Annotated in this window: 20 protein-coding genes; 15 read left to right on the forward strand and 5 right to left on the reverse strand. The window is 72.6% G+C overall.

Annotated elements, in window-relative coordinates:
- Positions 1-130: 130 nt before the first annotated feature.
- Both acs and E4U91_RS19085 read right to left on the reverse strand, forming a co-directional pair.
- Positions 131-2,086: an acetate--CoA ligase gene (acs, locus tag E4U91_RS19080; RefSeq protein ID WP_137307982.1), complete on the reverse strand. Its 1,956-nt coding sequence runs from the start codon at positions 2,084-2,086 to the stop codon at positions 131-133.
- 228 nt (positions 2,087-2,314) lie between these two features.
- Positions 2,315-4,990, reverse strand: a complete 2,676-nt coding sequence (locus E4U91_RS19085; RefSeq protein WP_137307983.1) for a bifunctional SulP family inorganic anion transporter/carbonic anhydrase — start codon at positions 4,988-4,990, stop codon at positions 2,315-2,317.
- 333 nt (positions 4,991-5,323) lie between these two features.
- Here E4U91_RS19085 and E4U91_RS19090 point away from each other — a divergent pair, with 333 nt between their 5' ends.
- A complete protein-coding gene (locus E4U91_RS19090) occupies positions 5,324-6,610 on the forward strand; it encodes a polysaccharide deacetylase family protein (RefSeq protein WP_137307984.1) in 1,287 nt (428 codons plus the stop codon).
- A gap of 64 nt (positions 6,611-6,674) precedes the next feature.
- Here the strand turns inward: E4U91_RS19090 and E4U91_RS19095 are convergent, their stop codons facing one another.
- Positions 6,675-7,655 carry an ATP-binding protein gene (locus E4U91_RS19095; protein ID WP_137307985.1) on the reverse strand — a complete coding sequence of 327 codons (981 nt, stop codon included), beginning with the start codon at positions 7,653-7,655 and terminating at the stop codon, positions 6,675-6,677.
- A gap of 101 nt (positions 7,656-7,756) precedes the next feature.
- Here E4U91_RS19095 and E4U91_RS19100 point away from each other — a divergent pair, with 101 nt between their 5' ends.
- A complete protein-coding gene (locus E4U91_RS19100; protein WP_137307986.1) occupies positions 7,757-8,581 on the forward strand; it encodes a Fic family protein in 825 nt (274 codons plus the stop codon).
- Positions 8,582-8,945: 364 nt separating this feature from the next.
- Here the strand turns inward: E4U91_RS19100 and E4U91_RS19105 are convergent, their stop codons facing one another.
- Positions 8,946-9,782, reverse strand: a complete 837-nt coding sequence (locus E4U91_RS19105; protein ID WP_137307987.1) for an HAD family hydrolase — start codon at positions 9,780-9,782, stop codon at positions 8,946-8,948.
- A 606-nt stretch (positions 9,783-10,388) separates the two neighbouring features.
- On the opposite strand from E4U91_RS19105, the gene ssd reads away from it, so the two are divergent.
- The 7 genes from ssd to E4U91_RS19140 all read left to right on the forward strand — a co-directional run bounded on the left by ssd (position 10,389) and on the right by E4U91_RS19140 (position 15,644).
- Positions 10,389-11,492: a septum site-determining protein Ssd gene (gene ssd, locus E4U91_RS19110; RefSeq protein ID WP_137307988.1), complete on the forward strand. Its 1,104-nt coding sequence runs from the start codon at positions 10,389-10,391 to the stop codon at positions 11,490-11,492.
- Entirely contained in the window at positions 11,489-12,781 is a 1,293-nt protein-coding gene (locus E4U91_RS19115; protein WP_241678626.1) for a TadA family conjugal transfer-associated ATPase, read from the forward strand. The genes ssd and E4U91_RS19115 overlap by 4 nt, the downstream gene beginning before the upstream one ends.
- 46 nt (positions 12,782-12,827) lie before the next feature.
- Positions 12,828-13,640 (forward strand): type II secretion system F family protein, encoded by an 813-nt coding sequence (locus E4U91_RS19120; RefSeq protein WP_137310899.1) that lies wholly within the window; start codon positions 12,828-12,830, stop codon positions 13,638-13,640.
- 43 nt (positions 13,641-13,683) lie between these two features.
- Complete coding sequence (locus E4U91_RS19125) at positions 13,684-14,472, forward strand: type II secretion system F family protein (RefSeq protein WP_137307989.1); 789 nt, start codon at positions 13,684-13,686, stop codon at positions 14,470-14,472.
- A gap of 125 nt (positions 14,473-14,597) precedes the next feature.
- On the forward strand, positions 14,598-14,807 hold the full coding sequence (locus tag E4U91_RS19130; protein WP_137307990.1) for a DUF4244 domain-containing protein: 210 nt from the start codon (positions 14,598-14,600) through the stop codon (positions 14,805-14,807).
- Between the two features lie 34 nt (positions 14,808-14,841).
- Entirely contained in the window at positions 14,842-15,171 is a 330-nt protein-coding gene (locus tag E4U91_RS19135) for a TadE family type IV pilus minor pilin (protein ID WP_404766196.1), read from the forward strand.
- Positions 15,168-15,644 (forward strand): Rv3654c family TadE-like protein, encoded by a 477-nt coding sequence (locus E4U91_RS19140; RefSeq protein ID WP_168218135.1) that lies wholly within the window; start codon positions 15,168-15,170, stop codon positions 15,642-15,644. The genes E4U91_RS19135 and E4U91_RS19140 overlap by 4 nt, the downstream gene beginning before the upstream one ends.
- On the opposite strand, the gene E4U91_RS19145 is transcribed toward E4U91_RS19140, so the two are convergent.
- Entirely contained in the window at positions 15,641-18,202 is a 2,562-nt protein-coding gene (locus E4U91_RS19145) for a DEAD/DEAH box helicase (RefSeq protein WP_241678627.1), read from the reverse strand. The genes E4U91_RS19140 and E4U91_RS19145 overlap by 4 nt on opposite strands.
- An 82-nt stretch (positions 18,203-18,284) precedes the next feature.
- On the opposite strand from E4U91_RS19145, the gene bldG reads away from it, so the two are divergent.
- The 6 genes from bldG to E4U91_RS19175 all read left to right on the forward strand — a co-directional run bounded on the left by bldG (position 18,285) and on the right by E4U91_RS19175 (position 24,703).
- Positions 18,285-18,626, forward strand: coding sequence for an anti-sigma factor antagonist BldG (gene bldG, locus E4U91_RS19150; protein WP_009189842.1), 342 nt, complete (start codon positions 18,285-18,287; stop codon positions 18,624-18,626).
- Between the two features lie 105 nt (positions 18,627-18,731).
- A complete protein-coding gene (locus E4U91_RS19155) occupies positions 18,732-19,160 on the forward strand; it encodes an ATP-binding protein (RefSeq protein WP_137307994.1) in 429 nt (142 codons plus the stop codon).
- A gap of 294 nt (positions 19,161-19,454) precedes the next feature.
- Positions 19,455-21,860 (forward strand): sodium-translocating pyrophosphatase, encoded by a 2,406-nt coding sequence (locus E4U91_RS19160; protein WP_137307995.1) that lies wholly within the window; start codon positions 19,455-19,457, stop codon positions 21,858-21,860.
- 209 nt (positions 21,861-22,069) lie between these two features.
- Positions 22,070-22,687 carry a small secreted protein gene (locus E4U91_RS19165; RefSeq protein WP_137307996.1) on the forward strand — a complete coding sequence of 206 codons (618 nt, stop codon included), beginning with the start codon at positions 22,070-22,072 and terminating at the stop codon, positions 22,685-22,687.
- A 64-nt stretch (positions 22,688-22,751) separates the two neighbouring features.
- Positions 22,752-24,278, forward strand: coding sequence for a DUF7059 domain-containing protein (locus tag E4U91_RS19170; RefSeq protein WP_137307997.1), 1,527 nt, complete (start codon positions 22,752-22,754; stop codon positions 24,276-24,278).
- 227 nt (positions 24,279-24,505) lie between these two features.
- Positions 24,506-24,703: a hypothetical protein gene (locus E4U91_RS19175; RefSeq protein WP_067240831.1), complete on the forward strand. Its 198-nt coding sequence runs from the start codon at positions 24,506-24,508 to the stop codon at positions 24,701-24,703.
- Positions 24,704-24,902 lie beyond the last annotated feature (199 nt).

Consider the following 24,902-nt stretch of genomic DNA (forward strand, 5'->3'; position numbering starts at 1 on the left):
AGGTTACCCAAGCGGGGCGGCCCACACCCGACGAGCCCTGCGTACGTCCTTGGGGGCGGGCGCTCCGGGTGCGGGGACGCGTGGCCCCCGCACCCGGAGCGGATCTCCTCGGAACCTCCCCGGCCGGCCGTCAGTCCTCGGAGGGCGCCGCGGGCAGCTTCGCCTGGATCAGGTCCATCACCGTGGAGTCGGTGAGGGTCGTGACGTCGCCGAGCTGCCGGTTCTCCGCGACGTCACGCAGGAGGCGCCGCATGATCTTGCCGGAGCGGGTCTTCGGCAGCTCCGCCACCGGCAGGATCCGCTTGGGCTTGGCGATCGGGCCGAGCGTCGCGCCGACGTGGTTGCGCAGCTCGTCGACCAGCCCGTCGCTCTCCGCGGCCGTACCGCGCAGGATGACGAACGCCACGATCGCCTGACCGGTCGTCTCGTCCGCCGCGCCCACGACCGCCGCCTCGGCGACGGAGGGGTGCGACACCAGCGCGGACTCCACCTCGGTGGTGGAGATGTTGTGGCCCGAGACGAGCATGACGTCGTCGACCCGGCCCAGCAGCCAGATGTCGCCGTCGTCGTCCTTCTTCGCGCCGTCACCGGCGAAGTACTTGCCCTCGAAGCGCGACCAGTACGTGTCGAGGAACCGCTGGTCGTCGCCCCAGATGGTGCGCAGCATCGACGGCCACGGCTCGGTGAGCACCAGGTAGCCGCCCCCGCCGTTCGGCACCTCGTTCGCCTCGTCGTCGACGACCGTGGCGGAGATGCCCGGCAGCGGACGCTGCGCCGAGCCCGGCTTGGCCTCCGTGACGCCCGGCAGCGGGGAGATCATCATCGCGCCGGTCTCGGTCTGCCACCAGGTGTCCACGACCGGCGTGCGGTCGGCGCCGATGTTCTTGCGGTACCAGATCCACGCCTCGGGGTTGATCGGCTCGCCGACCGAACCCAGCACCCGCAGGCTCGACAGGTCGAACTTCGCGGGGATGTCGTCGCCCCACTTCATGAACGTCCGGATCGCCGTCGGGGCGGTGTAGAGGATCGTGACCCCGTACTTCTGCACGATCTCCCAGAAGCGGCCCTGGTGCGGGGTGTCCGGGGTGCCCTCGTACATCACCTGGGTGGCGCCGTTGGCCAGCGGTCCGTACACGATGTACGAGTGGCCGGTCACCCAGCCGACGTCGGCCGTGCACCAGTAGACGTCGGTCTCCGGCTTGAGGTCGAAGACCGCGTGGTGGGTGTACGCGGTCTGGGTGAGGTAGCCGCCGGAGGTGTGCAGGATGCCCTTCGGCTTCCCGGTCGTCCCCGAGGTGTAGAGGATGAACAGCGGGTGCTCCGCGCCGAACGCCTCCGGGGTGTGCTCGGCCGACTGGCGCCCGACCAGGTCGTGCCACCACACGTCCCGCTCGTCGTTCCACGCCACGTCCTGCCCGGTACGGCGGACCACCAGCACGTGCTCGACGTTGTCGGCCTTGGTCACCGCCTCGTCGACGGCCGGCTTGAGCGCGGACGGCTTCCCGCGCCGGTAGCCGCCGTCCGAAGTGATCACCACGCGCGCGTCGGCGTCCTGGATGCGGGTGGCGAGCGCGTCCGCCGAGAAGCCGCCGAAGACCACGGAGTGCGCGGCGCCGATCCGGGCGCAGGCCAGCATGGCGATGGCCGTCTCGGGGATCATCGGCATGTAGACGGCGACCCGGTCGCCCTTCTGCACACCCAGCTCCAGCAGGGCGTTCGCCGCCCGGGAGACCTCGTCCTTCAGCTCGGCGTAGGTCAGGGAGCGGCTGTCACCCGGCTCGCCCTCGAAGTGGATCGCCACGCGGTCGCCGTGCCCGGCCTCCACATGACGGTCGACGCAGTTGTACGCGACGTTCAGCTCGCCGTCCGCGAACCACTTGGCGAACGGCGGGTTCGACCAGTCGAGCGTCTCGGTCGGTTCCTTGGCCCAGGTCAGTCGGCGGGCCTGCTCGGCCCAGAAACCGAGCCTGTCAGCCTTGGCCTGCTCGTACGCCTCTGCCGTGACGTTGGCGTTGGCGGCCAGGTCAGCGGGCGGCGCGAAGCGTCGCTCCTCCTTCAAGAGGTTGGCCAGGCTTTCGTTGCTCACGACATCTCCCTTTCCCAGGGTGTCCGTTGTGTCCCGGGCCACAGCTCATCAGACCCGGGAGCCGGTGACAAGGGCAGCCCGGGAATTGGTTTAGACCTGTGCTGTGGGGGTGGGCACGGCCGGGCTGTCGTCGGTAGGCACGGACCCCGGTGGGGGAGAGTTCAGCAGTTCAGCGGGTGCACCCCTTCCAGTGGTGCGGCCGCCCGGGCGTGGGCGGCCGCGCGGTCGTCACGCCGGGACGTCGACCGGTCGTACGTGGTCGAACACCCTGCCCTCGGTGAGCAGGTACGCCTGCGCCTCACCCACGTGGAAGTACATCCCGTGCAGCTCCAGCGCACCGGCCCGCAGCGCCCGGTCCACGGACGCGTGGGCCCGCAGGTGATCCAGCTGCTGCACCACGTTGGTCAGGCACAGCTGTTCCACCGCGTCCGCGGCGGCGCGTCCGGCGAGCCGGGCCCAGGGTCGGCCGTCGTCGGCCATCCGCTCCAGGCTGGGCAGCCCGTGCCGGAGCCACCGCCTCAGCGGGGTGTGCGCCTCACCGGGCTCGGCGTTCAGCAGGGCCTGCATGGCCCCGCACCCGGAGTGCCCGCACACCGTGATGGACCGCACCTCCAGCACGTCCACCGCGTACTCGATCGCGGCGGCCACCGAGTCGTCCCCACTGTCCTCACCGGGCAAGGGCACGAGGTTGCCCACGTTGCGCACCACGAACAGGTCGCCCGGACCACTGGACGTGATCATCGACGTCACCAGCCGCGAGTCCGCGCAGGTGAGGAACAGCTGCGAGGGCCGCTGCCCCTCCCGCGCCAGCCGCTCCAACTCGTCCCGCACCAGGGGGGCGGTGTTGCGCTGGAAGGCGCTGATGCCGCGGACGAGTTGGTGGGTGGTGGGTTGGGGGTGGGGGTCGGTCTCCTTCCGGCCGGGGTGCCCGTTCCTGCGTTCGTCCGTGTCTTCGTGCGCGACGTCCGCAGTCTGGGCGTCCGCGCTGTCGAGGCCCGTGCTCTCGGCGGCCGCAGGGTCGGTGCTGGTGCTGGTGCTGGTGCTGGTGCTGGTGCCGGTGGCGGTTTCGGTGCCTGTGCTGGTGGCGGTGCCGGTGTCCGGGCGGCGGTCCACGTCGCCCGTGCCCGTCGGGGTGAGGCTCGTCAGGTCGCACTGGTGGTTGCGCCACGGTGTCCAAGGGCCGCAGCGGCAGTCGGCGTCCTCGTCGGCGTGCGGGATCACCGGCTCGGCGATCCGCAGACCGGGGCGGCGGCCGCCGAACTCGACCGTGCCTCCGTGCGCGGTGTGCGTCTTCTGCCAGTCCTGGAGGGTCTCGTATGCCGCGTGGTCCATGAACGAACCGTCCAACTCCACGACGGCGGGGGCGCCGTGGGGCACGAGGTGCAGGGCCCGGCTGAGGCGCGGGACCGCGAGGAAGGTCAACTGGCCCCGGACGCGTACGTGATGGACTCCTTCCTTCTCGTCATGGGTGATGCGGGTGTGGGCGAGGCGGTGCAGGGCGGTGGCCACGGCGACGGCGATGCCGAGCGCCACGCCCTGGAGGACGTTGAGGAACACCACGCCGAGGGTGGTGACGGCGTACACCAGCACCTCGCGGTGGCGGGTCACCGTGCGGATGTGGTGCAGGGACACCATCTGGATACCGACGGCCATCACCAGGGCGGCGAGGGCGGCGAGCGGGATGAGCTCCAGGATCGGGACCATCAGCAGCGCGGCGACTACTACCAGAACGCCGTGGAGCATCGTGGAGTTCCGGCTCACCGCCCCGGCTCGCACGTTCGCCGAACTCCGTACCGCCACACCGGCGATGGGCAGTCCGCCGAGCGCCCCGGAGACGATGTTGGCGGCGCCCTGACCGAGCAGCTCACGGTCGAGGTCGGAACGGGCGACGCGGGGCGTCGAGGGGGCGGTCGCCGGCGAGGCGTCGGCGGAGGTCGAGCCGGTTACGGCCGACGAGGCCGTGGCGTCGGTGGTGGAGCGGGAGCCCGTGCCGTCGGCCGGTTGCGCTTCGTCGGGCGACGTGGCGCGGGAGGCCACCAGCTTGTCCACGGCGACCGCGCCGAGCAGCGACTGCACGCTGCACACCAGGGTGATGGTGAGCACGGCGGCGACCAGGCCGAGGGCCGGACCCTCGGGCAGTCCGGCCAGGGCGTGGCTGCTCCACGACGGCAACGCGACGCGGGGCAGGGTGAGTCCGGTGAGGGCGGCGACCGCGGTCGCTCCGGAGACGGCGACGAGCGCGGCGGGCACCTTGCGGAGCAGACGGCCCGCGCGGCCGGGCAGCCGCGGCCAGAGGAGCAGCAGGGTGAGGGTCAGGGTGCTCACCACGAGGGCGGCCGGGCGCACCGCGGCCACCTGCGCGGGGAGGGCCAGCAGATTGGCGAGCACGGAGCTCTGTGGCGTGCCGCCCAGAACGATGTGCAGTTGGGCCACGGCGATGGTCACGCCGATGCCGGCGAGCATGCCGTGCACGATGGCGGGGCTCACCGCGAGCGCGGTGCGGGCCACGCGCAGGCAGCCGAGGCCGAGTTGGGCGAGTCCGGCGAGGACGGTGATGGCACACGTCGTGCGCCAGCCGTAGCGGTGGATGAGGTCCGCGGTGACCACGGTGAGTCCGGCGGCCGGCCCGCTGACCTGCAGGGCGGAACCGCCGAGCCGGCCGGCGACCAGCCCGCCGACGGCGGCGGCGACGAGGCCGGCCTGGAGTGGCGCGCCGGTGGCCAGGGCGATGCCGAGGGACAGGGGAAGGGCGATCAGGAAGACGGCGATGGACGCGGACACGTCGGCGCCCGCGAGGTGGAAGCGGCGGCGCGGGGCCGGTGGCGGGCTGTGGGGCTGGTGCAGGCGCTCGGGCGTGGCCGGGTCGGTCGGTTCGGTGGGGCGTGTGGGGACGCAGGCTGACATGTTCCCGTCTCCTCCGGGGCAGCGCGGTCGCGGAACTCGGTCTTCCCCCGGCGGTGGCGGGGGTGGTCGCGGCCGTGGGTCACGGCGTACAAGCGGCGGGATGGATCAACGCTTGGTAAATGGATCGTAATGCAGAGTAAAGGACGAGCATGGGCATTCATGGCAAATGGCGCACGTAACCCCCCTAAAGAGTGAAGTGGGCTTTTTATCGGCTTGTCGTATTAATTCCTTCTCGTCCTCCGTGCGACGTTGACGGCGCCGTCGGCTGGTCGGCGGCGCACCAGAACGCCGTGGTCGGCGTTGGCCTGAGAGAAGGAAGAAGGTGGGCGGAACATGACCGCCACCCAGAGGATCGCCACGGGAACCGTGGTCGCCGCGGCCGTCGCCGCGTCACTGGCCGGTTGCTCGACGGGGGCCACCGGTTCTCACGCAGCGGGCGCGGGCGCGGGCGCGTCCGGGCCCGGGAGGCAGCAGGCGGCTCCCGCGCCCAAGAGCCTCGTCCGCCTGATCGGCGACGGCTCGACCGCGTATACGGGGGCCCAGCCGCACCTGCCCCGGCCCGAGCGGCTGAAGCCGGGGCAGAAGCCGCCGCAGTTCGTCGTGTTCTCCTGGGACGGCGCCGGCGAGGACAGCCAGAAGCTGTTCTCGCACTTCCGCGAGGTCGCCAAGGCCAACAACGCGACGATGACGTTCTTCCTCAGCGGCGTGTACATGCTGCCCGAGGAGAAGCGCGACCTGTACAAGCCGCCGCAGCACTCGCCCGGCCGCTCCGACATCGGCTTCAACGACGAGCAGGGGATCGCCGACACCGCCAAGCAGCTACGCCTCGCGTGGCAGGAGGGCAACGAGATCGGCACCCACTTCAACGGCCACTTCTGCGGCAAGGACGGCGGCGTCGGCCAGTGGTCGGTGGAGGACTGGAAGGACGAGATCACCCAGGCCAAGCAGTTCGTGAAGACCTGGAAGACCAACACCGGGATGTCGAAGGCCGCCCCGTTGCCCTTCGACTACGACAAGGAGCTGATCGGCGCCCGCACCCCCTGTCTCGAAGGCCAGAAGAACTTCATGAAGGCCGCCCGGGACATGGGCTTCCGCTACGACACCAGCGGCGTCAACAACCAGGTCTGGCCCGGCAAGAAGGAGGGGCTGTGGGACCTGTCGATGCAGCTCGTGCCCTTCTACGGCCACTCCTACGAGCAGCTGACCATGGACTACAACTTCATGGTCAACCAGTCCGGGACCGCCACCCAGGGCGACCCCGCCAAGCGTGCGTTCTGGGGGCACCAGATGCGCGACAGCCTGCTCGCCGGCTTCCAGCGGGCGTACGACGGCAACCGCGCGCCCCTCGTCATCGGCAACCACTTCGAGTCCTGGAACGGCGGCGTGTACATGCGCGCCGTCCAGGACGTCGTCGAGGCGGTCTGCAACAAGCCCGACGTACGCTGCGTCTCCTTCCACCAGCTGGCCGACTGGCTGGACGCCCAGGATCCGGAGACCCTGGCCAAGCTGCGCACCCTGGAGGTGGGCGAGGCACCGCGCGAGGGCTGGGAGCAGTTCCTCTCGGACCGGCCCGCCCCGGCCCCCAAGGGGGTCCCGGGGGCACCGGCGGCCAAGCCGTAGCCACACGGGAGCCGAGTCGTGGCTACGGGCGGCCGAGCCGTGGCTGCGCGGGGCCGAGCTCCGGCTACGCGGGGGCCGTGACGCCCTCGTGGAGCACGAAGCCGGGGTCGACCTGCGCGGCCAGGTCGACCCCGGTGCGCTCGTTCCCCCACGACTGGGCGTTCTTCAGGTGGAAGTGGACCATCTGGCGGGTGTAGCGCTCCCAGTCGCGCCGTGCGTACGTCGCGTCGGCGGCCGACCGCAGCCGGCGCAGGGCCTCGTGCTGGGGTTCCTCCAGGAGGTCGAACCGGGGCGGGCGGCCCTTCTCCATGGCGCGCACCCAGTCCGAGTGCCCGACCGTCACGAGCAGGTCGTCACCGACCTCGGCGCGGAGAAAGTCGATGTCGTCCTGTCCCTGCACCTTGTTGCCGACGACCTTCAGCTCGACGCCGTAGTCGCGGGCGTACTCCTTGTACTGGCGGTGGACGGAGACCCCCTTCCGGGTCGGCTCGGCGACGAGGAACGTCATGTCGAAGCGGGTGAACATGCCGGAGGCGAAGGAGTCCGAGCCCGCCGTCATGTCGACCACGACGTACTCGTCGGGGCCGTCCACCAGGTGGTTCAGGCACAGCTCCACCGCTCCGGTCTTGGAGTGGTAGCAGGCGACCCCCAGGTCGGCGTCCGTGAAGGGGCCGGTGACCATCAAACGGACGGCGCCGCCGTCGAGTTCCACCGGGCGGGCGCAGGCGTCGTAGACCGGGTTGTCCTCCTGGACCCGCAGCAGCCGGGAGCCCTCGCCGGGCGGGGTCGTCTTGATCATCGTCCCGGCGGAGGCGATGCGGGGGTTGGCACCGCGCAGGTAGTCCTTGATCAGGGGCAGGTGCGCGCCCAGCGCGGGCAGCGCGGCGGCGTCCGCCTCCTCCAGGCCGAGGGCGGCCCCCAGGTGCTGGTTGATGTCAGCGTCGACGGCGATCACCGGTGCGCCGCTCGCCGCGAGGTGACGGACGAACAGGGAGGAGAGGGTGGTCTTGCCGCTGCCGCCCTTCCCGACGAAAGCAATTTTCATGTTCACCAAGCGTAGTCGCATGATTGCTGTGCGTGGCAGGGGTGCGTGAAGAAGACCACTCCTTCGTGGGGTCGCGGCCGGGGATGCGTAGGGTCGTACGCATGAGTACGACAGGCGCCACCGCCGATCCGCTCGCGGCCCTGGGCTCGCTGCCCGGCGTGTCCGATTCCGTGGAGTCCGTCCGCAAGGCCGTGGACCGCGTCTACGGGCACCGCATCATGCGTCGCCGCAGTACCGCGATCACCTCCGAGGCCGCTCTGCGCGCCTCCCGCGGCTCCGCCGCGCTGTCCGGCGCGGACTGGGCCCTGGAGGAGGTGCGCCGGCGCAGCGACTTCGGCGCGGACGACGAGGCGCGGACCGTGGGTGCCGCGCTGCGGCTGACCGCGGAGGCGGGCCAGTTGCTGTCGGTCTGGCGGCAGTCGCCCCTGCGGGTGCTGGCGAGGCTGCACGTGGTCGCCGCCGCGGAGGCGGACGACGCGGTGGGGCGGCCGCGGCGGGCCGGTGAAGCGGTGCGCGAGCCGCTGATCGAGCTGCCGGCGCCGGGTGCCGACGAGGTGTCCGGGCGGCTGGACGGCCTGGCCGAGCTGATCGTCGCGGGCAGCTCCGCGCCCGCCCTGGTGACGGCGGCCGTCGTGCACGGCGAACTCCTCGCCCTGCGGCCCTTCGTCTCGCACAACGCCCTGGTCGCGCGCGCGGCCGAGCGGATCGTGCTGATCGGCAGCGGTCTCGACCCCAAGGCCGTCTGCCCGTCCGAGGTGGGCCACGCCGAGCTGGGCCGGGCCGCCTACCTCGCGGCCCTGGACGGCTATGTCTCCGGCACGCCCGACGGCATGGCGGCCTGGATCGCCCACTGCGGCCGGGCCGTGGAACTGGGCGCCCGCGAGTCCACGGCGGTGTGCGAGGCCCTGCAGCGCGGAGCGGCATAGCCGGCGGGCAAGAGAAATGCGGCGGTACGAGGGCTCGTACCGCCGCTGGCACGTCCACCGGGTTACCAAGCGTCCTCGATATGTGCCCATCAGGCCGGGAACTTTGCCCGCCACCTGGTGCGGCTGGCCCGTAATCGACGGGTCGACGTCGCGTGGGTGCCCGGTGTTCATGCTCGGTCCGTGGGGCCAATGCGTTGAAGAAGGGGATCCTCGCGGATGTCCTTTGGTCTCGCGGGCCGCTGAATCCTTTGTACTCCAAGCCCCCGACGAGCGAAAGCCCTGACCGGAGTTCTTTACTTTTATGCTCAAATACGGTGCAAGCGGACAGGTGGACGACGGTGGGGCCGCCGGTCGGTCGGACGGCTCAGGCGGGCGCGGCCGCCCGGCGCCGGCTGGCGTACCAGACCAGGCCCGCGGTGGCGGCCGCCGCTCCCACGGCCGCCGCCACGACCAGGGCCGGGCGCGGCGGTACGGAGAAGCGGGGCATCCGCTGCTTGAGGCGCACCGGGCGGTGGAAGTCGAGGATCGGCCACCCGCGTGCGACGGCCTCGCGGCGCAGCGCCCGGTCCGGGTTCACCGCGTGCGGACGGCCCACCGCCTCCAGCATCGGCAGGTCGGTCGCCGAGTCGCTGTAGGCGTAGCAGCGGTCGAGGTCGTAGTTCTCGGACTGCGCCAGCTCCCGGATCGCCTCCGCCTTGGTGGGGCCGTACGCGTAGTACTCCACCTCGCCGGTGAAGCAGCCGTCGTCGCCCACGACCATCCGGGTCGCCACCACCCGGTCCGCGCCGAGCAGTGCGCCGATCGGCTCGACGACCTCGGCGCCGGACGTGGAGACGATCACGACGTCGCGGCCGGCCCGGTGGTGCTCCTCGATGAGGGAGGCGGCCTCGTCGTAGATGATCGGGTCGATCAGCTGGTGCAGGGTCTGGGCCACGATCTCCTTCACCTGCTGGACGTTCCACCCGCGCACCATGGCGGACAGGTACTCGCGGGTGCGTTCCATCTGCTCGTGGTCCATACCGCCCACGAGGAAGACGAACTGGGCATACGCGGTACGCAAGGCGGCCCTGCGGTTGATCAGACCGCCTTGGTAGAACGACTTGCTGAAGGTGAGCGTGCTCGACTTCGCAATGACCGTCTTGTCCAGATCGAAGAAGGCGGCTGTGCGGGGCAGGGAGTGGTTTTCCACGCCCCTGAGCATAGGGGCAGCCCATTCGGCGTAAGGTGGGCGCGTGGGTTTGCCTGACAGGGCTGTCGGGTACACCATGGAAGTCACGGATCGTTCGCGACCGTGCTAACCCGGCCCGACTCCTCCCCCCCCGAGTCGGCCGTGGAGACGACCCCCGCTCTCCCCCCCGGCGGGGGTCGTCGCATGTCCGGGTGCATTTTCCTCTTATCATCACGGTGCATCCCCCTCTCCTGGTCGTAGCGCACCGCTCGCGTCGTGGACCCCAGCATAGTCACTGTGTGTAGTCGTCGCGCTGCTCTGTGGAAGTCGTACCGGAGTTGCCGCGGGGCTCACCGCTTTGGGTGAAGGCGATATTCACAAGCCCTGACTCGTCCACAGAAATCGACCAAGATCCACACGATTTCCGGCTTCGCTGCACGGTGATTCCCAGGCGTCCCGCTCGGGCCGAGTTCAAGTCCCGTTCCGTTTGTCGGACGCCCACGACCGGTTTCCGCCGGCCGTTCACGGCGGCTGTTCCTCACGGCCGTTCAAAGGGGGACCGGTTACCGGTTCTTCACACATTGGGGAATCGCGGGGCCGCAGGGGCCCGGCGAGACGCAGCGAAGGGGGACGGAAACCGTGACCGGAGCCGTCACACACGACCCGCCACCCGCGGCCTCGGGCCGTCAGGGAAGGCCGTTGATCATCACCGAGGACACCCAGCTCCTCGACGACCTGCTGCGGCTGTGCGCCGCCGCCGGCGCCACACCCGAAGTCCGCCACTCCCTCCCGCGAGGAAGGGGGAGCTGGGAATCCGCACCGCTCGTCCTGGTCGGCGACGACGCCGCCCGACGGGTCCGAGGGGCCACCCGACGGCGCGGTGTGGTCCTCGTCGGACGTGACCAGGACGACTCAGGCGTCTGGCGCCGGGCCGTCGAGATCGGCGCCGACCACGTCCTGGTGCTGCCCGACGGCGAGCAGTGGCTGGTCGACCGGATCGCCGATGTAGCCGAGGGCGTCGGACGACCCGCCCTCACCGTCGGCGTCATCGGCGGCCGCGGCGGGGCCGGCGCCTCCACGCTCGCGTGCGCCCTCGCCGTCACCTCCGCGCGTCAGGGACTGCGCACCCTGCTCGTGGACGCCGATCCCCTGGGCGGCGGACTCGACGTACTCCTCGGCGGCGAGACGGCCCAGGGCCTGCGCTGGCCCGCGTTCGCCGCCTCGCGAGGACGCGTCGGCGGGGGCGCCCTGGAGGAGTCCCTGCCCGAGCTGTACGCCCTGCGGGTGCTCAGCTGGGACCGCGGTGACCGGGTCGCCGTCCCTCCGCAGGCCGTCCGCGCCGTCCTCGCCGCGGCCCGCCGACGGGGCGGCACGGTCGTCGTCGACCTGCCGCGCCGCGTCGACGACGGCGTCGCCGAGGTCCTCGCCCAGCTCGACGTCGGTCTGCTCGTGGTGCCGGCCGAACTGCGCGCCGTCGCCGCGGCCGGACGGGTCGCCTCCGCCGTCGGCATGGTCCTGAAGGACGTCAGGGTGGCCGTCCGCGGTCCCTACGCCCCCGGCCTGGACGACCGCGAGGTGGCCCGCCTGCTCGGCCTGCCGCTGGTGGGCGAGGTGCCCGTGGAGCCGGTGCTGCTCCGCCCGGACGGCGGCCGGACTCCTCCGGGAGCGGCGGCGCGCGGACCGCTCGCGCGTTTCTGCAAGGAGTTCTGGGAGCGGGCGCTGACGGAGGTGGGGAGCGGATGAGCGCGGGGTTCGACGAGCGGGGCGCCCCGGCGCTGCTGGACGGGGTGCGGCGGTGGCTCGCCGAGAGCGGGGCCGAGCCGACGCCCGCGCGTGTGGCGCAGGCGCTGCGGGAACAGGGCAGGGTGCTCGGGGACGCGGAAGTCCTGGGCGCGGCGGAGCGGATGCGCTCGGAGCTGGTCGGCAGCGGGCCGCTGGAGCCGCTGCTCGCCGATCCGTCGGTGACCGACGTCCTGGTGTCCGCACCTGACCGGGTCTGGGTGGACCGGGGCGGCGGCCTGGAACGGGCCGACGTGTCCTTCCCGGACGCGGCGGCGGTACGACGCCTCGCGCAACGCTTGGCCGCGGTGGCCGGACGGCGCCTGGACGACGCCCGGCCGTGGGTGGACGCCCGGCTGCCCGACGGGACCCGGCTGCACGCGGTCCTGCCCCCGGTGGCCGTCGGCTGCACCTGCCTGGCGCTGCGGGTCGTACGCCCCCGCGCGTTCACCCTCGACGAGCTGGTGGCCGCCGGCACGGTGCCGCCCGGCGGTGACCGGGTGCTGCGGGCCCTGCTGGAGGCGCGGCTGTCGTTCCTCGTCAGCGGGGGCACCGGCAGCGGCAAGACGACCCTGCTGAGCGCACTGCTCGGACTGGTCGGGCCCGGGGAGCGGATCGTGCTCGCCGAGGACTCGGCCGAGCTGCGACCGGACCACCCGCACGTGGTGCGGCTGGAGACCAGACCGGCCAACCAGGAGGGCGTCGGGCTGGTCACGCTCGAGGACCTCGTGCGGCAGGCCCTGCGGATGCGACCCGACCGGCTGGTCGTCGGCGAGGTCCGCGGCGCGGAGGTCGTGCACCTGCTGGCCGCGCTCAACACCGGCCACGAGGGCGGCTGCGGGACGGTCCACGCCAACGCGGCGGCGGACGTGCCCGCTCGCCTGGAGGCGCTCGGCACGGCGGCCGGGCTGGACCGGGCCGCGCTGCACAGCCAGTTGGCGGCGGCGCTGTCGGTCGTCATCCACCTCGTGCGGGACCGGAGGGGACAGCGGCGCATCGCCGAGGTGCACGTGCTGGAACGGGACCCCGCGGGGCTGGTGCGGACCGTGCCGGCGCTGCGGTGGGGGGCGGGGGCGTTCGTGGCGGAGGCCGGGTGGGGGCGGTTGCGGGGGTTGCTGGGTGCGGGTGGGGCGCTGGGCTCGGTGGGCCTGGCGGGCGATGCAGTTGGGCCGGTGGCTGTGGAGGGCGCGGGTCCGCAGGTCCGTAGTCGTGCGGCGGAAGTGACGGGAGGGTGCGGTGAGCGGGTTGCGTGAGGTGGCGACGGTCGCGGCGGTGGCGTGGCTCGCGGTCGCGGCGTGGATGTCGAGCCGGTGGCACTCCGGGGCCCGGCGGGCCCGACTGGTGCTGGCCGGTGCCGATGGCGGAGTGGTGGGCGTCGGACCGCCGACGTGGCAGGACTGGGCCGAGGAGGTGCGGCGGATCCGGCGCAGGTGGCGGCCGGAGTGGTGGTCGCTCGTGGCCGGGCTGGCGCTCTCGGTGCTGGGGGCGTCGGTGCTCCCGGTCGTCGCGGGGGCGATCGGGGTGCCGTTGCTCGGCCGGGTGCGCCTGGCCGGGACGCGGCGGCGGGCCCGCGAGCGCCGGGGGGACGCGGTGATCGCGCTGTGCGCCGCGCTCGCCGGTGAGGTGCGGGCGGGACGGCAGCCCGGGGAGGCGCTGTTGGTCGCGGCGCGGGACTCCGGAGGGCTGGGCGGGGCGCAGGCGGGGGTGTTGGCGGCGGCCCGGTTCGGCGGGGACGTGCCCGGAGCGCTCGCGGCGGCGGCTCGGCGACCGGGGGCGGAGGGACTGCTGGGGCTGGCGGCGTGCTGGCGCGTGGCCGTGGACCAGGGCGCCGGCCTGGCCGACGGGCTGGACCGCCTGGAAGGGGCCCTGCGGGCCGAGCGCGACCAGCGTGCCGACCTGCGGGCCCAGTTGGCGGGGCCGCGGTCCACGGCGGTGATGCTCGCCGGGTTGCCGGTCCTCGGGCTGCTCCTCGGTGCGGCGTTGGGCGCCGATCCGCTGCACGTCCTGCTGCACACCGGCGCGGGCCTCGGCTGCCTGGCGGCCGGGGCGGTGCTGGAGGGCGCCGGGTTGTGGTGGGCGCTGCGGGTCGTGAAGGGAGCCGAGGCGGCATGAGGCGGAGCGGGGAACGGACGCGGAGCGGGAACGGAGGCGTGCGGTGAGCGCGGAGTTCGTCCACAGGCTGGGGGTGGCCGTGGGGATCGTGGTGGCCCTCGCGTGGCTGGTGCGGTGCGCGGAGGGCGTACGGCACCGACGACGGGCGCGGCAGCGGGCCGCCGAACTGCTGGCGGTGGCGGTGGCGCGGCGGGCCCCGGGGTTCGTGCTCGGCGGCCGTGCGCGGCGGTGGCTTCCCGAGGTCGGGGTCGTGGGCATCGGCTGGGCCCTGATCGGGGGTGCCACCGGGGTCGTGGTCGGCCTGTGCGGCGCGGCGGCGCTGTGGCGGTGGCGTCGGCGGCAGGAGGCGTCCGGTGCGGCACAGGAGGCCGAGCAGCGGGCCGAGGCGGCCCGCCAACTCCCCTTGGCGGCAGACCTGCTGGCCGCTTGCATCGCGGCGGGGGCGGGGCCGGTGGCGGCCGCACAGGCCGTGGGGGAGGCGCTGGGCGGTCCGGTGGGCGAAGGGCTGGCGCGCGGGGCGGCGGAGGTACGGCTCGGGGGTGAACCGGCCGACGCCTGGCGCCGGTTGGCCTCGGCGCCCGGAGCGGCGCCCCTGGCCGCGCTGCTGGAGAGGGCGGACGTGTCCGGGCTTCCGGCGGCCGGACCGGTCGCGCGGCTCGCCGCCGACGCCCGCGCGGAGTGGGTGCGCGCGGCGACGGTACGGGCCCGGCGGGCGGCCGTCGTGGTCACCGCGCCGGTGGGGCTGTGCTTCCTGCCCGCCTTCATCGCGGTGGGGGTGCTGCCCGTGGTGATCGGACTGGCGGGCGGCGTGCTGGGAGGAGGTGGGCCGTGACGGGATGACGACGCGCGAGTGAGCGGATCAGTGAGAGACGCCGCGGACCGAGGAAACGCCGCGGATCAGTGCAGCGACAGCGGTGCAGGACACCGACAACGGAACGAGACCTCACGGGGGTTGAGATGTACAAGGCGGTACGGGCGCGGCTGCGCGCCCTGGTGTGCAGGGTGCGGGCGGCGCGAGGCGACGCGGGGATGGTCACCTCCGAGTACGCGATGGGGATCGTCGCGGCGGTGGCGTTCGCGGTGCTGCTCTACAAGGTGGTGACGTCTCCGGCCGTCGCCGAGCAACTGCAGGCCATCGTGAAGCGAGCGCTCAGTGCGCGGATGTGAGCGGGGGCGCCGGTGCCGTTCGGACCAGGGGTTCGTGACGGCGGAGGCGGCCGTGGTGCTGCCGGTCCTGGTGGCGTTCGCGATGGCGCTGGTGTGGGGGCTGCTCGTGGCCGCCGCCCAGATCCAGTGCGTGGACGCGGCCAGGGCCGGCGCCCGGGCGGCGGCTCGGCAGGAGTCCCCGGACGCCGTGGTCGAGATGGCCCGGTCGGCCGCGCCCGAGGACGCCGAGGTGACGGTCGGCCGCGAGGGCGACCAGGTCCGCGTGGTGGTCGTGGCGCGGCCGCCGCTGCTGCGCGGGCTGCCCTTCGAGGTGCGGGAGGAGGCCGTGGCGGTGGCGGAGGACGCGGAGGTGGGGTCGTCGTGAGGGCACGTGTCGGGCGGGACCGGGGCTCCGCCTCCGTCTGGGGCGTGGTGGTGATCGCCGTGCTGTGCGTGGTGTTCGGCGTGGTGCTGTCGCTCGGGCACGCCGTCGTGGTCCGGCACCGGGCCGCCGGCGGTGCCGACCTGGCGGCCCTGGCGGCGGCCGACCACTGGACCGACGGCGAGGCGGCGGCGTGCGACCGGGCGGAGCGGGTGGCCCGGGAGCAGGGGGCCCGGCTGGTGCGGTGCGCGGTCGTCGGCGAGGTCTCGGACGTGACGGCGAGATCGGGAGGAGGCCCGTTCACGGCGGAGGCGAGGGCACGGGCGGGGCCTGTGGGGGTGGATCCGGGGGACCTGGGACCGGCGACGCGGGGCCCGGCGGGTTTGGGACACGGGGGAGCGCGCCTCCCTGAGCCTGTCAGCCGCAGCCCTGGGCCGAGTCGCTGCACCACCTCGGGTCCGGCCGCACCCCCCTAGGCCCCAGGCCGCTGAGCCCTCGGTTCCTTCGCCTCCGCGCCCTCAATCCCTGCGGCCTCAGGCCGCTGAGCCCTCGGTTCCTCCGCCTCCGCGCCCTCCACCCCCGCTTCCTCCGGCGCCCCCCGCAGCAGTTCCGTGAGCAGCCGTACCGCGCCCCGCTTGTGCAAGGGATCGTTGCCGTTGCCGCACTTGGGGGACTGGATGCAGGACGGGCAGCCGGCGTCGCACTCGCAGGAGGCGATGGCCTCGCGGGTGGCGGTGAGCCAGGCGCGGGCGGTGTGGAAGGCGCGCTCCGCGAAGCCAGCGCCGCCGGGGTGGCCGTCGTAGACGAAGACGGTCGGGAGCAGCGTGTCGGGGTGCAGGGGGATGGACACGCCGCCGATGTCCCAGCGGTCGCAGGTCGCGAAGAGTGGCAGCATGCCGATCGAGGCGTGTTCGGCGGCGTGCAGGGCGCCGCCGAGGATCTCGGGGTTGATGCGGGCCGCGTCCAGCTGGTCCTCGGTGACCGTCCACCACACCGCGCGGGTGCGCAGCGTCCGGGGAGGGAGGTCGAGCTTGGTCTCGCCGAGGACCTCGCCGGTGATGAGGCGGCGGCGCAGGAAGGAAACGACCTGGTTGGTGACCTCGACGGAGCCGTAGCACAGGCGGCCGTCGCCCCAGGGGACCTCGACGTCGGTCTCCAGGACGGAGATCGCCGTGGTGTCGCGGGCGACGGTGGAGTAGGGCGGGGCGGCCTCCTCGACGAGCGCGACCGAGTCCTCCAGGTCCAGTGACCGCACCAGGTAGGTGCGGCCCTGGTGCAGGTGGACGGCGCCCTCGTGCACGGTGGTGTGCGCGGAGCCCGCGTCGACCGTGCCGAGGAGGCGGCCGGTGCCGGCCTCGACGATCTGGATCGGCCGGCCGCCCTCGCCGCGGATGTCGGTGAGGTCGGCGGCCCGTTCGCGGCGGGTCCAGTGCCAGGCCTTGGTGCGGCGGCGCAGCAGGCCGGCGGCCTCCAGCTGGGGCATCAGCTCGGCGGTGGCCGGGCCGAACAGCGGCAGGTCGTCGTCGGTCAGCGGGAGCTCGGCGGCGGCCGCGCACAGGTGGGGGGCGAGGACGTACGGGTTGTCGGGGTCGAGGACCGTGGATTCCACCGGTTGGTCGAACAGGGCCTCGGGATGGTGGACCAGGAAGGTGTCCAGGGGGTCGTCGCGGGCGATCAGGACCGCCAGGGCGCCCTGTCCGGAGCGGCCGGCGCGGCCCGCCTGCTGCCACAGGGAGGCGCGGGTGCCGGGGTAGCCGGCGATCAGGACGGCGTCGAGGCCGGAGACGTCGACGCCGAGTTCCAGGGCCGTCGTCGCGGCGAGGCCGAGGAGTTCGCCGGAGTGCAGGGCGCGTTCCAGGGCGCGGCGCTCCTCGGGGAGGTAGCCGCCGCGGTAGGCCGCGACACGCCGGGCCAGGGAGCGGTCGACCTCGCCCAGCCGTTCCTGGGCGATGACCGAGATCAGCTCGGCGCCGCGCCGGGAGCGGACGAAGGCGACCGTGCGGATGCCCTGGACGGCGAGGTCGGTGAGCAGGTCGGCGGTCTCCGCGGTCGCCGTGCGGCGCACCGGAGCGCCCTTCTCGCCCTGCATCTCGGTGAGCGGGGGCTCCCACAGGGCGAACACCAGTTCACCGCGCGGTGAGGCGTCGTCGGCCACCTCGACCACGGGCAGGCCGGTGAGGCGGCGGGCGGCCACGGACGGCTCGGCGGCGGTCGCCGAGGCCAGCAGGAAGACCGGCGACGCGCCGTAGCGGGCGCAGAGCCGGCGCAGTCGGCGCAGCACCTGGGCGACGTGCGAGCCGAACACGCCGCGGTAGGTGTGGCACTCGTCGATGACGACGTACTTGAGCGCCTTGAGGAAGGAGGCCCAGCGCGGGTGGGAGGGCAGGATCCCGCGGTGCAGCATGTCCGGGTTGGTCAGTACGTAGTTGCCGTACTGGCGGATCCACTCGCGTTCCTCGAAGGGCGTGTCGCCGTCGTACACGGCGGGGCGCACGGCGGTGCCCAGCGGTCGGGCGAGGTCCTTCACCGCGCGGCACTGGTCGGCCGCGAGGGCCTTGGTCGGGGCGAGGTAGAGGGCGGTGGCGCCTCGGCCGTTCGGGGCTTTCGACCCCTCCAGGAGGGTGGACAGGACGGGCACGAGGTACGCCAGGGACTTCCCGGAGGCCGTGCCGGTGGCGACGACCACCGAGTCGCCGTCCAGGGCGTGCTCGGCGGCCAGTGCCTGGTGCGCCCAGGGGTGCTCGATGCCCGCCGCGTGGACCGCGGCGATCACTTCGGAGTGAATCCGGTCAGGCCAGACGGCATGGCGGCCCGCACGCGGGGGCAAGTGCTCCGTATGAGTGATGCGCGAGGCTCGGCTCGGTCCCGAGGCGAGCCGGTCCAGGACAGTGCCCGGGGACGGGCGCTGCACGGTGTCCGCCGGGGATCGATCGGATCGGTGATTCTTGGCCATCGGCACCGAGTGTGTCACCGGAGTGACGGACAATGGAGCCAAGGCGTCGTGCACGCCTGCCGGTAAGTGATTGAATGCCATCGCGGCTGGCGAACCGTCCTGGGGGCTTCAAGCCGAGGTGACCCTAGGGGCGACCGCTCGATAGCAAGGTGCTGGAGGATCCGTGGACCTGTCCCTGTCGACCCGTACCGTCGGCGATCGTACGGTCGTCGAGGTCGGTGGCGAAATCGACGTATATACCGCGCCCAAGTTGCGCGAGCAGCTGGTCGAGCTGGTGAACGACGGGAATTTCCACCTCGTCGTCGACATGGAGGGCGTGGACTTCCTCGACTCCACCGGGCTCGGCGTACTGGTCGGCGGCCTGAAGCGAGTGCGTGCCCATGAGGGCTCGCTGCGCCTGGTGTGCAACCAGGAGCGCATTCTGAAGATCTTCCGCATCACCGGCCTCACCAAGGTGTTCCCCATTCACACCTCGGTCGACGAAGCGGTCGCGGCCACCGACTGACCCGCCGCTCCGGGCCGCGCGCCCGGGCGGCATCAGGTGAACACCGGGGGACCGGGCCCTCGCGCCCGGCCCCCCGACAGCACGCCCGTAGTTCGGAGGGGATGCATGGCCACCGTTGAACTCCGCTTCAGCGCGCTGCCGGAGCACGTGCGGACCGCCCGTCTGGTGGCGGCGGCGGTCGCGCGCAGGTCCGGAGTGGACGAGGCCGTCCTCGACGAGGTCAGGCTCGCCGTCGGCGAGGCCTGCTCGCGTGCCGTGGGACTGCATCAGCTCAGCGGGGTGACCGCGCCGGTGAAGGTGTCGCTCATCGAGGAGGAGAAGCAGTTCTCCATCGAGGTGGGCGACGAGGCGCCGCACGCGGTGCCCGGGGCGCGGGGTGCCGGCGGTGCCGAGCCCGAGGAGACCGAGGAGGACGAGATGGGCCTCGCGGTCATCAGCGGCCTCGTCGACGACGTCGAGGTCTCCACCGGGGAGAACGGCGGCCTGATCCGCATGACCTGGCCGACGACCCCGGCCATCACTCCACTGGCCTAATCCGTCCCGGACGGAGCAGTCGGCCGGACTCTTCTTTCCCAAGGGCCCCACCCACCGGGTGGGGCCCTTCGGTGTGTGCGGACCCGGGCGGGCGTGCTTACAGTGGTTCCATGAAATGAATCATGGAAAGTGAATCATGGTGCGGGGAATATCGTGAAGCAATTCACGATCAACGCCTTTGAGGCATTACTTGACGCCGAGGCGAATTCCGTTTCCCGCGATCTGTTTTGATCGGGTTCCGGTACCTACAATCCGTCCACATCTTGAGCTCAGCCCAAGCGTCAAGGAGGACGAATGGCGGGGCTTTCTACCCCTCAACGGTTGGACCACACCACAACGTTCGCAGCCGCGGTGCTGACCGACGACAACCGCATCCTCGTGATGGTCATCGGGCTCGTGGCCCTGGCCGCCCTGGTGGTCGCGGGCCTGCTGCTGCGGCAGGTGCTCGCGGCCGGCGAGGGCACCGACAGCATGAAGGAGATCGCCGCGGCGGTCCAGGAAGGCGCCAACGCCTACCTGGCCCGGCAGCTGCGCACCCTCGGCGTATTCGCCGTGGTCGTCTTCTTCCTGCTCATGCTGCTGCCCGCCGACGACTGGAAACAGCGCGCCGGACGATCCCTGTTCTTCTTGATCGGCGCCGTGTTCTCCGCGGCCACCGGTTATATCGGCATGTGGCTCGCCGTGCGCAGCAATGTGCGGGTCGCCGCGGCGGCCCGGGAAGCGACGCCCGCGGAAGGCGAACCGGAAAAGGATCTCATCACCGTCTCGCACAAAGCGATGAAGATCGCTTTTCGTACGGGCGGTGTGGTCGGCATGTTCACGGTGGGCCTCGGCCTGCTCGGCGCCTCCTGCGTCGTGCTCGTGTACGCGGCCGACGCGCCGAAGGTGCTGGAGGGATTCGGTCTCGGCGCCGCCCTGATCGCCATGTTCATGCGTGTCGGCGGCGGCATCTTCACCAAGGCCGCCGACGTGGGCGCCGACCTGGTCGGCAAGGTCGAGCAGGGCATCCCCGAGGACGACCCGCGCAACGCCGCGACCATCGCCGACAACGTGGGCGACAACGTCGGCGACTGCGCGGGCATGGCGGCCGACCTGTTCGAGTCGTACGCCGTGACGCTGGTCGCCGCGCTGATCCTCGGCAAGGCGGCCTTCGGCGACGCAGGGCTCGCCTTCCCGCTGCTGGTCCCCGCGATCGGCGTGCTCACGGCCATGGTGGGGATCTTCGCGGTCGCACCACGCCGCGCCGACCGCAGCGGCATGTCCGCGATCAACCGGGGCTTCTTCGTCTCCGCGGTGATCTCGCTCGTGCTCGTCGCGATCGCGGTGTTCGTCTACCTGCCGGGCAGGTACGCCGACCTGGACGGCGTCACCGACACGGCGATCAGCGCGAAGAACGGTGACCCGCGGATCCTCGCCCTCGTCGCGGTGGCCATCGGCATCCTGCTGGCCGCCGTCATCCAGCAGCTGACCGGCTACTTCACCGAGACGACCCGGCGCCCGGTCCGGGACATCGGCAAGACGTCGCTCACCGGACCCGCCACCGTCATCCTCGCCGGGATCTCCCTCGGCCTGGAGTCGGCCGTCTACACGGCCCTGCTCATCGGCCTCAGCGTGTACGGGGCGTTCCTGCTCGGCGGCGCGTCGATCATGCTCGCGCTGTTCGCGGTGGCGCTGGCCGGCACCGGCCTGCTCACCACGGTCGGTGTGATCGTCGCGATGGACACCTTCGGGCCGGTCTCCGACAACGCGCAGGGCATCGCCGAGATGTCCGGCGATGTCCAGGGGGCGGGTGCCCAGGTGCTCACCAACCTCGACGCGGTCGGCAACACCACCAAGGCCATCACCAAGGGCATCGCCATCGCCACCGCTGTCCTCGCGGCGTCGGCGCTCTTCGGGTCGTACCGCGACGCGCTCACGACCGGCGCGCAGGACGTCGGGGAGAAGCTCAGCGGCGACGGCGCGCCGATGACGCTGATGATGGACATCTCCCAGCCCAACAACCTCGTCGGTCTCATCGCGGGCGCGGCGGTCGTCTTCCTCTTCTCGGGGCTGGCGATCAACGCGGTGTCGCGGTCGGCGGGCTCGGTGGTCTTCGAGGTGCGCCGGCAGTTCCGCGAGCGGCCCGGGATCATGGACTTCACCGAGAAGCCGGAGTACGGCAAGGTCGTCGACATCTGCACCAAGGACGCCCTGCGCGAGCTGGCCACGCCCGGTCTGCTCGCCGTCATGGCGCCGATCTTCATCGGGTTCACCCTGGGTGTCGGGGCGCTCGGCGCGTACCTGGCGGGCGCGATCGGCACGGGCACGCTGATGGCGGTGTTCCTGGCGAACTCCGGCGGGGCCTGGGACAACGCCAAGAAGCTCGTCGAGGACGGTCACCACGGCGGCAAGGGCAGCGACGCCCACGCGGCCACGGTGATCGGCGACACGGTCGGCGACCCCTTCAAGGACACCGCGGGCCCGGCGATCAACCCGCTGCTGAAAGTGATGAACCTGGTCGCGCTGCTCATCGCGCCCGCGGTCATCAAGTTCTCCTACGGCGACGACAAGAACGTCGGGGTGCGGATCCTGATCGCGGTGCTGGCGGCCCTCGTGATCGTCGGCGCCGTGTACGTCTCCAAGCGGCGCGGCATCGCGGTCGGGGACGACAACGACGCCGAGCGGCCCGCCAAGTCGGCGGATCCGGCGGTGGTTTCGTAGGGCCGGCCCCCAGGCAGGGTTCCAGGGGTCTGCTCAACGGGCGGGCGGACGACGCGGGTTGACGCGTCGGACGCCCGCCCCGCCCATGTGGGCCGCGTCTCGCCGTGAGGCTTCTCTCCTCCGGGGCGAAACACTGCAAGACCGGGCACAACGGTCACCCGTTCTGGGGTGGTCGCCCGGTCTGCGTGTATGTTCCGGGGCCGAGAGCCATGGAAGGGACGCAACCGGTGAACAAGAAGCTCGCGGCCGCACTGTCCGGCGGTGCGGTACTGGTACTGGCGCTGACGGGATGCAGCAGCAGCGACGACGACGGGAACAAGGAGCTCGACGCCTGGGCCAAGCAGGTCTGCGACGCGCTGCCCGCCCAGGACGCGAAGGTCGACGCGGCCAACGAGGCGATCAAGAAGGCCGCCACCGACAACAATGCGCCGGCCACCGTGCAGAAGACCGACTCCCAGGCCTTCCAGGACATGTCCGACGCCTACAAGGCGCTGGCCGGCGCCGTCGACTCCGCCGGTGCGCCCCCCGGCGTCGAGGACGGCAAGAAGAAGCAGTCGGACGCCGTCGCCGCGCTCAACGCGCTCTCCACCTCCTACGCCGACCTGAAGAAGAAGATCGACGTCCTCGACACCAAGGACCAGGCGAAGTTCGCCGAGGGCCTCCAGGACATCGCCACCCAACTCGGCACGCTCAGCAAGAGCGGCAACACCGCCCTGAAGAACCTCGAGGAGGGCGACGTCAAGTCGGCCATGGCCAAGCAGGAGAGCTGCAAGAAGGTCGCCGCGTCGTCGTCCGCCGGGACCTCGCCGCAGACGACGCAGGGCTGATCCCGACCGGGCCGCACCCGCGACGCGACGCGAAGGCGCGAGGGGGACGGGACACAATGGGGGCGTGAGTAACGCCACCCTGTCCCCCCTGCCCTCCGCCGACCATGAGGTCGCCGCCCGGCTGCGCGAGGCCCTGCTCGCGGCCTCCTTCACCGCCGACGGCCTGCTCGACCTGCTCGGCGCCCCCGCGTACGCGGCCCTGGCCCGCAGCGAAACCGTGCCCGCGCTGCGGGCGACCCGCGGGGACACGCCGCTGGAGACCCTCGTCCGGCTCTTCCTGCTCCAGCAGCCCGTGCCGTACGCGCGCGTGGAGGGCGTGCTGCCCGTGCACGCGTGCGTGGCGGGCGGCTGGCTCACCCGCGTCGGCGACGCGGGGGGCGACCTGGCCGCCACCGTGGACGTACGGCCGTACGGCGGGCCCGACGGCGAGGACTGGTTCATCGTGTCGGACCTGGGCTGCGCGGTCGGCGGCGCGGGCGGCATCGGCAGCCGCGACGAGGGCGTCGTCCTCGGCGTCGGCGGCGCCTCCACGACCCTCGCCGGCATCACCGTCCGTACGCCCATGGCGTCCGCGCTCGACCTGGGCACCGGCTCCGGCATCCAGGCGCTGCACGCGTCCCGGCACGCCACGCGCGTGACCGCGACCGACCTCAACCCGCGCGCGCTGCACATCACCGCGCTCACCCTGGCGCTGTCCGGTGCCCCGGCCGCGGACCTGCGCGAGGGCTCGCTGTTCGAACCGGTCCGGGACGACGAGTCGTACGACCTGATCGTCTCCAACCCGCCCTTCGTGATCTCGCCCGGCGCCCGGCTGACGTACCGCGACGGCGGGATGGGCGGGGACGATCTGTGCCGCTCGCTCGTTCAAGGGGCGGGGGAACGGCTGAACGAGGGCGGGTTCGCGCAGTTCCTCGCGAACTGGCAGCACGTGGAGGGGGAGGACTGGCAGGACCGGATCAGGTCGTGGGTGCCGCGCGGCTGCGACGCGTGGATCGTGCAGCGCGAGGTGCAGGACGTCACGCAGTACGCCGAGCTGTGGCTCAGGGACGCCGGTGACCACCGCGGCGACCCGGCCGAGTACCAGGCGCGCTACGACGCCTGGCTGGACGAGTTCGAGGCGCGCAAGGTCAAGGCGGTCGGCTTCGGCTGGATCACGCTGCGCCGGACCTCGGCCGCGGAGCCGGTGATCACGGCCGAGGAGTGGCCGCACCCGGTCGAACAGCCCCTCGGCGACACGGTCCGGGCGCACTTCGAGCGCCTGGACTACCTGCGCGCGCACGACGACGCCGCGCTGCTCGCCGGGCACTTCCGGCTGGCCGGGGAGATCGTCCAGGAGCAGGTCGGCCTGCCCGGGGCCGAGGACCCCGAGCACGTCGTGCTGCGCCAGCACCGGGGCATGCGGCGGGCCACCAAGGTGGACACCGTCGGCGCGGGCTTCGCGGGCGTGTGCGACGGCACGCTCAGCGCGGGCCGCATCCTGGACGCCATAGCGCAGCTGGTCGGCGAGGACCCGGTGCTGCTGCGCGACCGCACGCCCGCACAGATCCGGCTGCTGGTGGAGCAGGGGTTCCTGGAGCCGGCACCGCGATGACGGGCCGCGGGCTCCGGGGAAGGAAGTCGGCCGAAAAGCACGCGCCGCCCCCCTCGGCGGCTCGGTGGCGCGCCATCCGGTCCGTTCCCGGCGCCCGGCCCGTTCCCCGCGCCCGCACATCCCCGTCGGCCCGCCGTTCACCTCCGGTTCTCCCGGACGCCGCCCGCGCGTGTCAGTCTCCGGGGGCTGGCGACGGGCGGGCGGGAGAAAAAAGGGGCGGGGCGGGCATGGACGGCGGACCGGCGGTGTTCACGGGCGCGGTGTTCGCCCTGTTCGGACTCGCACTGCTGGCGTGGACCGCGGTGCGCGTCCGGCACCGCGAACCCGTCGCGCACGGTGTGAGCCCTGTCGCATCGGCGGCCCTCGCGACCCTGGCCGCGCTGCTGTCGCTGGCCGCGGGCGCGTGGTGCCTGTCCCGGCTCTGAGGAGCGGGCCCCACCGGCCGTGAGCACCGGATCGGGGTGGTGGCGCGGGGCGCCGTACCGTTGAGGGGGAGGGCTGTGTTCCGGTCGGGTGGAAAAGTACCGGTCGGCAGTCCGGGCGGCAGGAATGGCGGTAGTCGGGTTACCGTTCGAGTGGCCGTTGCGGGCTTTTCCCGTTTGACACGGGGGCGGGATGTACCGT

Origin of the sequence: Streptomyces lasalocidi (assembly GCF_005280215.1) — a bacterium.
Classification (GTDB): Bacteria; Actinomycetota; Actinomycetes; order Streptomycetales; family Streptomycetaceae; genus Streptomyces; species Streptomyces longwoodensis.